Annotated in this window: 11 protein-coding genes and 1 pseudogene; 7 read left to right on the top strand and 5 right to left on the bottom strand. The window is 43.3% G+C overall.

The window, feature by feature from the left end:
- The 5 genes from prpF to IQR33_RS25565 form a co-directional block, all read left to right on the top strand.
- A partial coding sequence (prpF, locus tag IQR33_RS25585) for a 2-methylaconitate cis-trans isomerase PrpF (protein ID WP_228014135.1) occupies positions 1 to 1,095 on the top strand: 1,095 nt, incomplete at its 5' end.
- 77 nt (positions 1,096 to 1,172) lie between these two features.
- Positions 1,173 to 3,050, top strand: coding sequence for a propionyl-CoA synthetase (locus IQR33_RS25580; protein ID WP_182039219.1), 1,878 nt, complete (start codon positions 1,173 to 1,175; stop codon positions 3,048 to 3,050).
- 189 nt (positions 3,051 to 3,239) lie between these two features.
- Complete coding sequence (locus IQR33_RS25575) at positions 3,240 to 3,719, top strand: GNAT family N-acetyltransferase (protein WP_005377290.1); 480 nt, start codon at positions 3,240 to 3,242, stop codon at positions 3,717 to 3,719.
- 191 nt (positions 3,720 to 3,910) lie between these two features.
- Positions 3,911 to 5,242, top strand: coding sequence for a trypsin-like serine protease (locus tag IQR33_RS25570; RefSeq protein WP_193837346.1), 1,332 nt, complete (start codon positions 3,911 to 3,913; stop codon positions 5,240 to 5,242).
- A 385-nt stretch (positions 5,243 to 5,627) separates the two neighbouring features.
- Complete coding sequence (locus IQR33_RS25565) at positions 5,628 to 7,073, top strand: bifunctional NUDIX hydrolase/phosphatase PAP2 family protein (RefSeq protein ID WP_193837347.1); 1,446 nt, start codon at positions 5,628 to 5,630, stop codon at positions 7,071 to 7,073.
- Positions 7,074 to 7,233: 160 nt separating this feature from the next.
- On the opposite strand, the gene IQR33_RS25560 is transcribed toward IQR33_RS25565, so the two are convergent.
- On the bottom strand, positions 7,234 to 8,043 hold the full coding sequence (locus IQR33_RS25560; protein ID WP_017821691.1) for a Cof-type HAD-IIB family hydrolase: 810 nt from the start codon (positions 8,041 to 8,043) through the stop codon (positions 7,234 to 7,236).
- 216 nt (positions 8,044 to 8,259) lie between these two features.
- Between IQR33_RS25560 and queE the strand changes: the two genes are divergently transcribed.
- Entirely contained in the window at positions 8,260 to 8,910 is a 651-nt protein-coding gene (gene queE, locus IQR33_RS25555) for a 7-carboxy-7-deazaguanine synthase QueE (RefSeq protein WP_005377296.1), read from the top strand.
- Between the two features lie 309 nt (positions 8,911 to 9,219).
- Here the strand turns inward: queE and queC are convergent, their stop codons facing one another.
- From queC to eamB, 3 genes are all read right to left on the bottom strand, one after another.
- Complete coding sequence (gene queC / locus IQR33_RS25550; RefSeq protein ID WP_005377298.1) at positions 9,220 to 9,876, bottom strand: 7-cyano-7-deazaguanine synthase QueC; 657 nt, start codon at positions 9,874 to 9,876, stop codon at positions 9,220 to 9,222.
- Between the two features lie 67 nt (positions 9,877 to 9,943).
- The gene (locus IQR33_RS25545; protein WP_005388200.1) at positions 9,944 to 10,282 is read right to left on the bottom strand and encodes a helix-turn-helix domain-containing protein; all 339 of its coding nucleotides are present in this window, start codon (positions 10,280 to 10,282) and stop codon (positions 9,944 to 9,946) included.
- A 308-nt stretch (positions 10,283 to 10,590) separates the two neighbouring features.
- Entirely contained in the window at positions 10,591 to 11,175 is a 585-nt protein-coding gene (eamB, locus tag IQR33_RS25540) for a cysteine/O-acetylserine transporter (RefSeq protein ID WP_005388201.1), read from the bottom strand.
- A 112-nt stretch (positions 11,176 to 11,287) separates the two neighbouring features.
- On the opposite strand from eamB, the gene IQR33_RS25535 reads away from it, so the two are divergent.
- Positions 11,288 to 12,187, top strand: a complete 900-nt coding sequence (locus IQR33_RS25535) for a LysR family transcriptional regulator (RefSeq protein WP_017821689.1) — start codon at positions 11,288 to 11,290, stop codon at positions 12,185 to 12,187.
- 427 nt (positions 12,188 to 12,614) lie between these two features.
- Here the strand turns inward: IQR33_RS25535 and IQR33_RS34350 are convergent.
- Positions 12,615 to 12,926: pseudogene (locus IQR33_RS34350) on the bottom strand (hypothetical protein); the annotation flags it as partial.

The following is a 12,926-nucleotide window of genomic DNA, read 5'->3' as shown; positions in this document are numbered from 1 at the left end:
CCTCAAGAAGCGCAAATGGCTGGAGCCGCGCGTGACAAGCTGTTGTTACGTGTTATCGGCAGCCCGGATCCTTACGCGAAGCAAATCGACGGTATGGGTGGTGCAACCTCCAGCACCAGTAAAACAGTGATTGTTTCGCGCAGTAGCCAAGACGGTCATGACGTTGACTATTTGTTTGGACAAGTGTCGATCGACAAACCATTCGTCGATTGGAGTGGTAACTGCGGCAACTTGTCTGCGGCAGTTGGTCCCTTCGCCATTCATGCTGGGCTGATTCCACAAGACCGCATTCCAGAAAATGGAATTGTGACGGTGCGTGTTTGGCAAGTGAACATAAGCAAAACGATTTTGATTCACGTGCCAATCGTCAATGGTTTCGTCCAAGAAACCGGAGAGTTTGAGCTCGATGGTGTCACGTTTCCAGCGGCAGAAATTCAAGTGGATTTTGTTGATCCTTCCGATGGCGAAGGAAGTATGTTCCCAACGGGTAACTTAGTTGATGATTTGGTGGTGCCGGATGTGGGTACGTTCAACGCGACCTTTATTAACGCGGGCATACCAACCATTTTTATTGATGCTGAATCGATAGGATATCAGGGCACCGAGCTGCAAGACGATATCAACAACGATGACACAGCATTAGCGATGTTCGAATCCATCCGTGCATATGGCGCGTTAAAAATGGGCCTGATTTCTGATTTAGAAGAAGCTCAAACACGCCAACATACGCCGAAAATAGCGTTTGTTTCTAAACCGAAAAGTTACCTGTCTTCAAGTGGTAAAGCCGTTAATGAGTCGGATATTGATGTGCTCGTTCGCGCGCTGTCGATGGGCAAGCTACATCATGCAATGATGGGAACAGCAGCCGTTGCTATTGCTTCTGCTGCGTGTGTGCCCGGAACGTTAGTGAATTTAGCCGCTGGTGGCGGTGAAAAAGAGTCCGTGACTTTTGGTCACCCGTCAGGAACGTTAAAAGTTGGGGCACAAGCGAAGCAAACTGAGCAGGGCTGGGTGGTGCAAAAAGCCATTATGAGCCGAAGTGCGAGAATACTGATGGAGGGATTTGTGCGTGTACCCTTCTATGTCTTCGATTAAAAGAGACGATCTTTGGATTAAAAGAGCGATCTTTGAGTAGAACGAGAGCAATGTCAGGACATACTGGAGGAAGCAATATGTCTTCATACGAAAAAGAATACTTATGGGCGAAGAATGAACCGGAGAGTTTTTGGCGCGCTCAAGCGGAGAATCTCGATTGGTTCGAATCTCCTAAAACTATCTTGAAATCTGATGAAAACGGCATAGAACGTTGGTTTCCAGATGGTGTAATGAATACGTGCTGGTTAGCATTAGATTACCATTGCGAGCAAGGACGCGGTGATAATACTGCACTCATTTATGACTCGCCAGTGACAGGTCGTAAAGCCACGTACACCTATAGCGACCTACGTGACCAAGTAGCAAAAATTGCTGGCATGCTGTCTGCTCAAGGTGTTGAAAAAGGCGACCGAGTCGTTATTTATATGCCGATGATCCCAGAAGCCGCAATGGCGATGCTTGCCTGCGCGCGTTTGGGGGCGATTCATTCCGTAGTATTCGGCGGTTTTGCTCCTAATGAGCTTGCTGTACGAATTGAAGATGCAGAGCCGAAAGTGATCATGACGGCGTCGTGCGGGATTGAGATCAACAAAGTCATTCCATACAAACCAATGGTAGACAAAGCCATTATGGACAGCCGTTGGAAGCCTGAGAAAGTGTTTGTTTTCCAACGTCCAGAGTGCGACGCTGAGCTAAACCAAGATAGAGACTTAGATTGGCAGCGAGAGTACAACCAAGCGCTGCCACATGGTTGTGTTCCGGTGTTAGCAACCGATCCGCTCTACATACTTTATACATCGGGTACGACAGGTAAGCCGAAAGGCGTTGTGCGTGATAACGGTGGCCATGCTGTCGCGATGAAGTACTCCATGAGCGCAATCTATAACATTCCTCAAGATGGCGTCTTTTGGGCGGCATCTGATGTGGGCTGGGTAGTAGGGCACTCTTACATTGTTTACGCTCCACTGATTCACGGTTGCACTACCATCCTATTCGAAGGCAAGCCTGTTCGAACACCGGATCCTGGGGCATTTTGGCGAGTGTGTGATGAATATAAAGTAGATGCGTTGTTCTCTGCACCAACGGCGTTTCGTGCGATTAAGAAAGAGGACCCGGAAGGCGAGCACTTAAAACAGTACGACTTGTCGAATCTGAAAAACATCTTTATGGCGGGAGAACGCCTTGACCCTCCGACACTGGAGTGGGTTCAGAGCAAAGCGGACAAGCCCGTTATTGACCACTGGTGGCAAACCGAGACGGGCTGGGCCATCGCTGGCAACCCGACAGGTGTCGAAATGATGCCAGTTAAAGCTGGTTCTTCGACGAAGCCCATTCCGGGTTATCAGGTCGAAATTCTGAATGAACTTGGAGAGGCTGTCGGGCCTAACCAACAAGGCTTTGTCGCATTAAAACGTCCGCTACCACCAAGTTGTCTGCCAACGGTTTGGCGTAATCATGACCGTTTTGAAACTGGTTATCTTAGCCAGTTCCCAGGCTACTACGTGTCTGGTGATGGTGGCTATCTGGATGAAGACGGTTACCTGTTTATTATGGGACGTATTGATGATGTGATTAATGTCGCGGGACACCGATTGTCGACAGGTGAAATGGAAGAAATAGTAGGAGGCCACCCAGCGATTGCAGAATGTGCGGTGGTCGGTATCCACGATGATCTAAAAGGTCAGCTTCCACTTGGTTTTGTTGTACTGAAAGACGGCGTCAAAGTGGATGAGCTAGACCTTGAAGGTGAGCTTGTTGGCAAAGTGCGTAGTGAGATAGGTGCAGTTGCTTGCTTCAAGCATGCGTTGGTTGTAGACCGTTTACCGAAAACACGTTCAGGTAAAATTTTGCGTCGAACTATACGTCAAATAGCTGATGGTGAAAAATACACCGTTCCGTCAACGATTGATGACCCAAGTAGCTTGAACGAAATTGAGCGAGTGCTACGACGCTGAGAAAAACTCAATTCTAACTAACCCCTGATCCTCGAACTCTGTAGGTTGGTTCTGCCTCTGTACGTTTATTAAGTACAGGGGCTTTTTTGTTGCTCAAACAGTACAAACGTATCGTGAAAGCATTTGTGACTTGCCAATACGACGTTTTCCTCACAAACTACAGCCATTCCATTTTTAGTGACCCTTTGTATGACCACGTTTGCGATTAAACCTGCGTGTTTTAGCGACCTAGAGTTGCTCAACGATCTTATGTTCGAGCTTCATGATGAGCATCATCTTCAATCTCCTGAGCTTTTCAAAACGGCAGAGGAGATAGAACAAGAAAAAAGCATTGCTCGATATATTGATGACCCTGAGTGCCTTGTTTACGTAGCAAAACAAGGAGATGAAATTATTGGCTTTATTTCTGGTCACTTCTGTGAACTTATTTCTACCGTCAGCCAGCCAGTTATGATGGGAAGCGTGGATGAGCTCTATGTGCTGCCTGAATATCGAAAACAAGGTACGGCGCAGGCTTTGATTAATAAAATTGAGTCAACGTTCTCTGATTACGGTGCAAAACAGATGTTTGTTGAAGTATGGCATTTTAACCAGGGCGCAATATCTTTGTATGAAAAACAAGGATTTGCACATCATATCCACTATTTAAGAAAACCGCTGAACGAATAATCGTATTTAACTTTAATATTGTGATTTAGGTTCTATCGAATTGAAATCATTCAGTTCGTCAATAGACTTTTCTCTATAAGTTGCTCGCAATGTTAACAAATTGATATGCACCCACATTGGTATCGGCGTTTTTGTCTGCTTGTTTATTAGTAGCACGAGGATCGTGCTTACAAAAACAAGAGGACAATATTTTGAAACTAATAAAATCGTTACTTGCTTTAGCCGTTTTGCCAATGTTCGCAAGTGCTGATGATTTGTCACGGACGCAAAATCATACTATCCAACCCCAGATCGTAGGCGGAGTAACTGCCGACCCACGTGACTGGAAATTCTACACCCAAATTGTTAGTCGTTATGGTAACCGATCATATTGTGGGGCCAGTTATATCGGGAATGGTTACGTCCTGACTGCTGCGCATTGTGTTGAGGGTGATTCTCCGAATCAGATAGCGGTTAAAATCGGTGGCGTTGTTTATAACGGTAGTGACGGTGTTCGTGCAAACGTCAGTGAGATCCATATGCACCCGGCATATCGCCGCGCGACGCTTTCTCATGACCTCGCGGTATTGAAGCTCGACTCTGTGCCTCAAGGTGTTTCTTCAGTTGAGATTGCGAATGGCAGTCTAACGCAATACGCGAGCATCGGAGATTGGCTTAGTGTTGCTGGCTTAGGGCGAACTTCTGAAGGAGGAAGCTCTCCGTCTCGATTGCAAGAGGTTGACGTCCCACGTGTGTCGGATATGACTTGCCGTCAAGCCGGTGGCAACTACACAACGGTTGGAGAAGTGTCATTCTGTGCGGGTATTCCTCAAGGTGGGATAGATTCTTGTCAGGGAGATAGTGGTGGTCCAATCGTCATTAATCGCAGTGGTGTAATTACTCAACTTGGTGTGGTCAGTTGGGGAATAGGTTGTGCTCGTCCTGGTATGTATGGGGTTTATAGCGATATCGCTGCTATGCGCAATTTTGTCGATGGTGTTATCGGAACAGCAACACCACCAAAAGAAAATGTTTCTGTTGGATACACCACCGAACAGACACTGGCATCATTTAATGTTGGGGAGTTACAGCAACATAGCTTTGTTATCCAGAATTCAGGGAACACCACGTTCACTGTGGAAAATGTTCGCGCGTTTGCTTCGGGTGTTACTGATGCAGCTGTTATTGCCAATGATCAGTGCTCTCAGGCGACGTTAGCAATGAATGCAAGTTGTCGTGTTGATGTTGAATTTGGTGCTACTCAGAGCGGAGAAGCAAGAGTGGCTTTGAACTTCAACGTTGATAAGACCAGCACACAATACCAAGCGTTAGTATCTGCTCAAGCGAAAACGGTGACAACGCCTCCCACAGATAGCTGTACAACTGTATGGCAAGCCAGCTTAGTGTATCTCAAAGGAGATACGGTTACTTGGAATGGTAAAGTTTGGCAAGCGCAGTGGTGGACTCAAGGTGATAATCCAGCAGACTCAGGGCCTTGGGGTGTTTGGCAAAAAGTAGGCGATGCGAATTGCAAGTCTAACTAACGATCGGGCCAGTGAATTTGATTCGTTGACCATGAGATAAGATTCATTCTTGGTTTCAACGATCAGTACATAGTTATTATAACTGGGGTTTATTGTTTGCGAATAATAAGCCCTTTTTTATTGTGTCAACTATGAGAACCCACAAAATGTGTATGACTTTGTCCTGACGTTATCTTTATATAACTGGCAGAATTGCGATCAACATTTTATGTTTTGTCTGATTTTTGTCAGGTTTGCATTAAATTATTCTCCAGTGAGCGTTGAGATCGGGTTTTACGCGATCAACTCAGTTTGGCATAACTCGTTACTTAATTTTTGTCGAAAAAGATAAGATTAACTGCCATGATTCATTGGTTATCATTATGTTTATTTAAGGTCATATTTTGTGTTGAGACAGCTGTTATTACTCATCCTTTGTTTTATTTTGTTACCTGTTTCACCGATCTCTACGGCTAAAGCCACTGCGAGCGAAGTTAAAGGAGCGCTCTGTATTGTTCGCGCTGATGACAAGTTAGTGCTAGTTCATGAAGTATTAACGGATAAGATTTCTCTACCTGGCGGAACCATCATTGATGGTGAGTCTCCACAAGTTGCTGCTCAACGAGAAACGTGGGAAGAAACCGGTATAGTGGTTACGGTTGGAGAGGAGCTTGGCAGAACGGACACTGCGGTTTTTTACGACTGTATATCAGACTCTGACATTATCGCTTTTTCTATGAATAATTCTTTAGGTGGAAATGAACTGCCTATTTGGTTTGCCCCTCATTATGGAGTAGAAGTTGCGTCAGCTATGCTGCTTAGCCCATCTGAATTACCATCATCTTTATATCGTTATCCTGAGCAATGGCCACAAGCCACTCAGTTTTTTGATCAAGCTACCAAGCAATCAGTATCTTATGTGACTCAGTTGATCGAATCCGCGCCTTCATTTCGTCAGGTTGAATTGGCGTGGCTGATAGATTTACAGAGTTGGATAGGGGCGTTGTCAGAAACGAGTTACGAGGTAGCTAGTCAGATCTCGAAACTGGTTATAGACCTGACAGAACCGACGGTACTACTCTTTCTATTTCCTTTTGCCATGATGCGCTTTGGTAGCCGGTTTGTGTACCGACTCTTTTTTGCAATTAGTGCAACGTCGCTTATGGTGCTTGTCGCTCAACAAGGCTTTTCGTTACCGCGCCCACATGTCTATATACCAATGATGGAGTTAACGCACAGCTTTGGCTTTAGTTTTCCTAGCTTGCCTATCGCTGTGTGGTTTTGTGTTCTGACGTTCTTGTTTCATAGAACCCAGTATTTCGGTTTGAATGGAACAACGGCAGTCTTCGTGTTCATCACTCTTACAGTGGTGTTAGGTAAGTTTTTCCTCGGCAGTGCCTTTATTTTAGATATGTTATTTGGCGCGCTGTTAGGCAGCTTGGTGGCTTGGCATGTTCTTCGATTGGAAACAAATCAAGATGTGAACGTTGATCAAGTTCTAAGCTCAAAAGGCGTCTGGTTCATTATGACTGCGGCAACAGCGGTCATCTCCGTCATCTGGCCATTACCTGTGTTTGGTCGCTGGCTAGCAATTTTAATCACTGCATCAGCGTTGGTCATGACATTTAAAGAGTCGAAAGCACATTTAGATACTCGGCAGATGATCTTTGTGACGCTGGCATTGTCGCTTGTTGATCAACTCTATTTGTACTCGGCTAATATCGTATCGTTTAGCGGTTTGTGGTCATTAGTCTTGTCGACGTTACATTATCCATTATTAATGTTGTTATTTATGCTGCTTGCAAGAAAGTTGACTTGTGAAAACCAACCGAGCAAAACGTTGCTAGATTGATGGCTGTATTTGTTATCTATTAGTATTTGAGTAAAAACAAAGCCTTGCATTACAGCAAGGCTTTTACACGTTTAGTCCACGAACAACGCCGCTTGCCTATCTTGGACGGCTAGGGGTGTTAAACGTAAGAAGCTTAACGCAACAGACATGGCGGAAAGGGCTATGCATTGAGCACGAACTTTTCTATAGCTTTAGCGACACCGTGCTCATCATTACTTGCCGTAATGTAGTCAGCGATTTGCTTGGTTTCTTCCATTGCATTTGCCATCGCGATACCAAGGCCAGCGTATTTCAGCATGTGGTGGTCATTTTCTGCGTCACCCATACAGATAACTTCTTCCGGTTTAATTCCCAGATACTCGGCAATTGCGGCAACACCAATACCTTTGTTGCTCGCAGGGTTAAGAAACTCAAGGAAAAACGGAGCGCTTTGAACAACCGTAAACGCTTCGCGCATTTCAGCTGGCAGTGCTGCTATAACTTCTGTTAGTTTGCTTGGCTCTGCAACCATCATAGCTTTGATGATTGGATGATCGTCTTCTAGTGATTCGAAGTTCATCTCGGTGACATTTAAGCCATTTATCTTTGCTTCAATATCGGTGTAAGGGTTGTGTTCGTTGGTGATTAAACCATGAACTTGACTAAAAGCATGGACGTACGCACCTAGCTCTTCGGCTTTTCGCGCCACCAATTTTGCAGCTTTACCATCTATGATTTGCTGGTGGATGATGTCGTTTGTGCCTACGTTCTTGACCATCGAACCGTTGTAGTAAAGAACAAAATCTCGATCGGAATGGATATTCAGTTCGTCGAGCTTGTCTTGCATTCCTTCTAATGGGCGACCAGAAGCGAGAACGACAGTAACGCCTGCTTCTCGAGCTTTTGCGATCGCTTGTTTGTTTTCTTCAGAAATGGCTTTATCACTATTGAGTAGCGTGCCATCCATATCTAGTGCGATCAGTTTATACATCATTTCTTACCTTAAAGTTTTTTGGGAGCTGTCAGTGAATAAGGCTTGGTTTAACGTTAACCAGAAACCTATATTCATTACGCTATGAAACTACAAAATGGTCTATTTTAACAATTAATTTTTGGTTTAAATTGACCTAGACACGCGTGTCCATTATGGTCTTCGCCTCGAAATGTTATGAGTTGAGTGAGTTCTGCGTTGTATAAGCTAAATGAGATGTTTGAAACCATCCAAGGGGAAGGGGTTTTTACTGGAGTCCCTGCTGTTTTTGTTCGGCTTCAAGAGTGTCCGGTTGGTTGCTCATGGTGCGATACCAAACAAACGTGGTATGCAGATGAGAATGATCAACGTCAAATAGGCGATATTCTGGTGAAAACGGAAGACTCTCCGACGTGGTGTGTTGCATCTGCCGAGAACATCGTAGAGCAATATCAACAGCAAGGCTTTAATGCTAAGCATATCGTGATTACTGGTGGAGAGCCTTGTATTTATGATCTGCGCCCTTTAACAAAGGCGTTTGAAGATATGGGGTGCCAATGCCAAATTGAAACCAGTGGCACATCAGAAGTGATTACTTCAGAAAATACGTGGGTGACAGTGTCACCAAAAGTGGCAATGAAAGGTAAATTGCCAGTGCTTAATAGCGCGTTAGAGCGAGCAAATGAGATTAAGCATCCAGTCGGCACCCAGAAAGACATCGACCACCTTGATGACCTTTTAGCAAATGCGAACGTAGCGGCCGAGACTATCATTGCACTACAACCAATTAGCCAGAAGCCTCGTGCTACGCAATTGTGTATTGATACGTGCATTGCCCGCAATTGGCGTTTGTCTGTTCAAACTCATAAATATTTGAGTATTGCTTAGACGAGAGACTCGTCATCATTCGAGGTAGCTTTTCTATCTAATTCCGGTTTCGCGAGTAATGCCGTTGGTAGCTTTGCTATCGAAACATTGTCGATATATCTAAACAATTTATAGCGTTGTAAAAGCTAAGAAGTGTTGACTGCTGTGGTGTGGTGCTATCTTTGGTTCGACAATCGTTTCGCATTTAATTGATGCCACCAATCTGGCGGCATCAAAATGAAGCTCTGTTGGCTGGAGTTTCACGATGAGATAAAACGTTTAGAAGCTAACGCAAAAGGTTTTATCCACCGCTATTACCGCTAACAAAGACTATTTGCTCGCTAAGTATTCTTCTAAGCCGCTTTGTCGCAGTAGGCACGCTGGGCATTCACCACAGCCTTTACCAACGATTCCGTTGTAACATGTTAACGTATTGTTTTGGACAAACTCCAACATATTGTGCTTATCAGCTAGAGCCCAGGTCTCTGCTTTAGTAAGCCACATTAAAGGAGTCTTAATGTTGAAGGCTTTATCCATACCTAAATTGCAAGAGAGATTTAGAGAGCGAATAAAGTTGTCTCGGCAGTCAGGGTAACCACTAAAGTCTGTTTCGCAGACTCCCGTAATGATGTCTTGAATGCCAAGCTGGTAAGCATGGATACATGCGTAAGTAAGAAAGAGAATGTTTCTCCCTGGAACGAATGTATTGGGTACGTTAGCGTCGCTTAAGTCATTAGATACCGGAATGTTGTCTCTTGTCAGCGAGCTTATCGCTAACTCATTAATTGATTTTACATCCAGGACTTTGTGGCTTTTGATGTTAAGTTGCTTACCTAATTCGATAGCGATATCTATTTCATCTGAATGACGCTGGCCATAATCAAACGTTATAGCATGAACCTCATCATATGTATTTAATGCATCGATTAAGCAGGTCGTAGAGTCCTGCCCACCGGAAAAAACCACAAGTGCTTTTGTTGTAGCCATGTTGAACCCTTAGTTATGCTCTTTGATTCTTTGGTATTGATACGTATTCTTAGGCGTTTAATCCCAATTACGTACTCGACTTCGTGGCGATTGCGTCCGCAATCAGCTGGGCTGTGCTCTCAAGCACTCTTTGCTTGTCATCATTTGACAGCTTGTGGAGATTCACAGCAAGTTCAGCGGTGATTTCATCTTCACAAAAAAAATAGTTTAGAGGCACGTTTAGCTCATCTGCGATAAGTTTGAGCGTTTTTACGTCGGGAGTATGGCGCTCCCTTTCGTATTGATTCATCCTTGCACTTGCAGAACTATCATCCATGCCGATACGGATGCCCAGTGCTTTTTGGGACAGATTCGCTTGTTTACGCGCATGCTTAAGGCGGGCTGGGAGTGGGTTATTAAACAACACTTAAAGTTCATACGAAGGACTTGGATGACTAAGATTATCTTAGTTTTTCTGATTTGTGTATACTAAGTAATACTTAGTTATTGCCGAGGTCGCCAAGGCCGTGTATGTATAGCTAAACAAGATTTCGTATCTTTAGGTTGATTAAGTTACGTTGAATCTACTTCTTCAAAAACTGCCGTATGGAGGCGCGGGAGGAGCGAGTAAGGGCAGGAGAAACCGCAGCGATTTGTAGAGCAGAATTTGCTCTTCACATAAACGTAGTCGTCTAAGTTGAAGAGCAATATTGTTCTTGATGATCAACTATATACTTAAGTAAATAACTGTGTCGCACAATAGATCAGAGCTGCTGCTAAGCTCATATTGATGACTTTGCCATATCTCTGGAATTGCGATTGAAGTAGCTTTCCTGCAACGGCCCAAACTACGTTGCTAAGAAGTGCGATCAAAGCAAGAATGAGGCTAGTCGCTAAGATCCAGTAGATATTCTGAGTGTGGGGCAGTACGAACGTAGAAATAGAGGTAATTCCATAAAGAATGATTTTCACATTAACGAACTGCAAACCGAAACCTGTTAAGAAACTGATACCTTTAGAATTATCCGATGAAGTTTTGATCTCACTCGTAGCAAGCCCCCAAGCCAACCAAACAATATAAGCTGCTCCAATCCATGTTAGCCAAGGTGTAATCACGGGCAAGAGGCTGATCATGTTATACGTGAAAGCGCCACAAAGTAGCATCAAAACAACATAGCCACAAAACATCCCCGAAATCACTTTTGTTGAGCGTTTTAGTCCATATTGCGTCGCGATGCTGAGCGATAAAATGTTGTTTGGCCCTGGTGTAATTGAAGTAATGATTACGTAAGTAAAAAATGCGGTGTAGATGGCTGTCATCTCTATCTCTCCTGTTTTTACTGCACTATACTTCGCTACAATTGATTAAAAAATTGAATAAATTAAAACTTAGACTTTTAATTTATTGAACTGTTGGTTGTGGAGTCTAGTCATGAATCTAAAACGCTTTCTTACTTTTAAAGCTATTGTTGAAGAAGGATCGTTTCTAAAAGCGTCACAGAAGCTTTATTGCACGCAATCAACCGTCACCTTTCAAATCAAGCAGTTGGAACAAGATCTGTCTTTGCAGCTGTTCGAAAAAATAGGGCGTAAGATGGTTTTGACTCAAGCAGGAGAAAAGATACTGCCTTACGTCTATGAACTGGCGCGAGTGATGGAAAATATTGAGGGAACAGCACAGCAAGAAAACTCGGAGCCGACCGGTGAATTGAAAGTGCTGGTTGCTGAGACTCAACTTGCTTATAAGATGGCTAATGTTTTAAAAGAGTTCAGGATCAGAGCGCCCAATGTCAGACTCTCTCTGCAATCACAAAATTGCTATCAGATTCGAGATGAGTTGATAGCGGATAAAGCTGATTTAGGTGTGTTTTATCGAGTAGGTAATGACGATACGCTCAAGGTCCACGAGTTTGAGCAGGAGCCACTGGTATTGGTTGCTTCGCCGCTTTTAAAAGGGCTAGATTTAAAGAAGAGAGAGCAACATATTGATTTAGGGTTTATAAGCAATGGCCCTAAGTGCCTTTTTCGACAGATGTTTGAGAGCATTATTCAGGAGCGTGATATTAGCATCGACAACATGATCGAACTTAGCAGTATTAATACGATCAAAAACTGCGTTGAGAGTAATATTGGTATCTCTTATTTACCTCGTTTTACGGTTGAAAAAGAGTTGCAAGAGGGCAGTTTACAAGAGCTTGAGTTCACCGAATTTTCACAGATGATCAAGCCACTTTGTGCTTATCATGCTGGGAAGTGTGTGACGCCGGCGATGGAAGTCTTTATTGATTGTATGCGTAACGAGTATGAACGGTTTTCTACTCAGAGCCGGTGATCTTTAATATGTTCTATCTGACATAGTTTCGTTTTTACTCCTTTTTACTTTTTAAGTGGCTACTTCTAATTTATTGATTTTTATTGCTTTGTTGTGAATCCGACTGTTGTGGGATGATAAATGGGATCTGATGTGAAGAGCTATTTATTGACGGAAAGAGATAAGATATAAAAACGACGGCGTGTGATAACTAGATTAGATAAGGTTACATAATTAACAGTGTAATAAATGCCATTCTTTATGGATTATTTTCAACGAGACTTAATTGTTACGGTTCGTTATTATTAACTCGTTAACGCATCCATTGCTAGGAAGTTAACTTACGCATATTGTTTTTTTCATCATTTGCAGCAAATATAATTTGCTGCTTTTTTTTAGCCAAAAAAGTTCAAAGCTTGAACTACAAGCTCTGAACTCTTATTTATACTTAGTGATTTTCTACTTTAATAAGTAAAACACCGTTTAAAAGTATCGCGTAACCTAGTAACTCTAAGCTTTCTTCAACCAAGTTTTTCACGTCTCTATTGTATGAGTTCCCCATGAACTCGACCCAAAAATCACCATACCCTGCAAATCGTGAGAATAAGAAAACAATAAAAAATCCAATCGTTAATGTCGTGAAGCTAGAATGAGAAATGAAAAGTTTTACCTCATTTTTTATGTTAACTATATTATTAAAACAAAAATAACAGACCGAGACTATTATAATCCAAGCAGGATACTTCCATGAACCGTGAGG

It is taken from the genome of Vibrio sp. OPT46, from assembly GCF_015163535.1.
Classification (GTDB): Bacteria; Pseudomonadota; Gammaproteobacteria; order Enterobacterales; family Vibrionaceae; genus Vibrio; species Vibrio alginolyticus.
The sequence above is the reverse complement of the archived record's forward strand: the minus strand, read 5'-3'. Positions and strand labels throughout refer to the sequence as shown.

Bases quoted from the DNA above. Each gene is read 5' to 3' on its own strand.
- IQR33_RS25580 (WP_182039219.1), top strand. From the start codon at position 1,173: ATGTCTTCATACGAAAAAGAATACTTATGGGCGAAGAATGAACCGGAG.
- IQR33_RS25535 (WP_017821689.1), top strand. From the start codon at position 11,288: ATGAATCTAAAACGCTTTCTTACTTTTAAAGCTATTGTTGAAGAAGGA.
- IQR33_RS25575 (WP_005377290.1), top strand. From the start codon at position 3,240: ATGACCACGTTTGCGATTAAACCTGCGTGTTTTAGCGACCTAGAGTTG.
- eamB (WP_005388201.1), bottom strand. From the start codon at position 11,175: ATGACAGCCATCTACACCGCATTTTTTACTTACGTAATCATTACTTCA.
- queE (WP_005377296.1), top strand. From the start codon at position 8,260: ATGTTTGAAACCATCCAAGGGGAAGGGGTTTTTACTGGAGTCCCTGCT.
- queC (WP_005377298.1), bottom strand. From the start codon at position 9,876: ATGGCTACAACAAAAGCACTTGTGGTTTTTTCCGGTGGGCAGGACTCT.
- IQR33_RS25560 (WP_017821691.1), bottom strand. From the start codon at position 8,043: ATGTATAAACTGATCGCACTAGATATGGATGGCACGCTACTCAATAGT.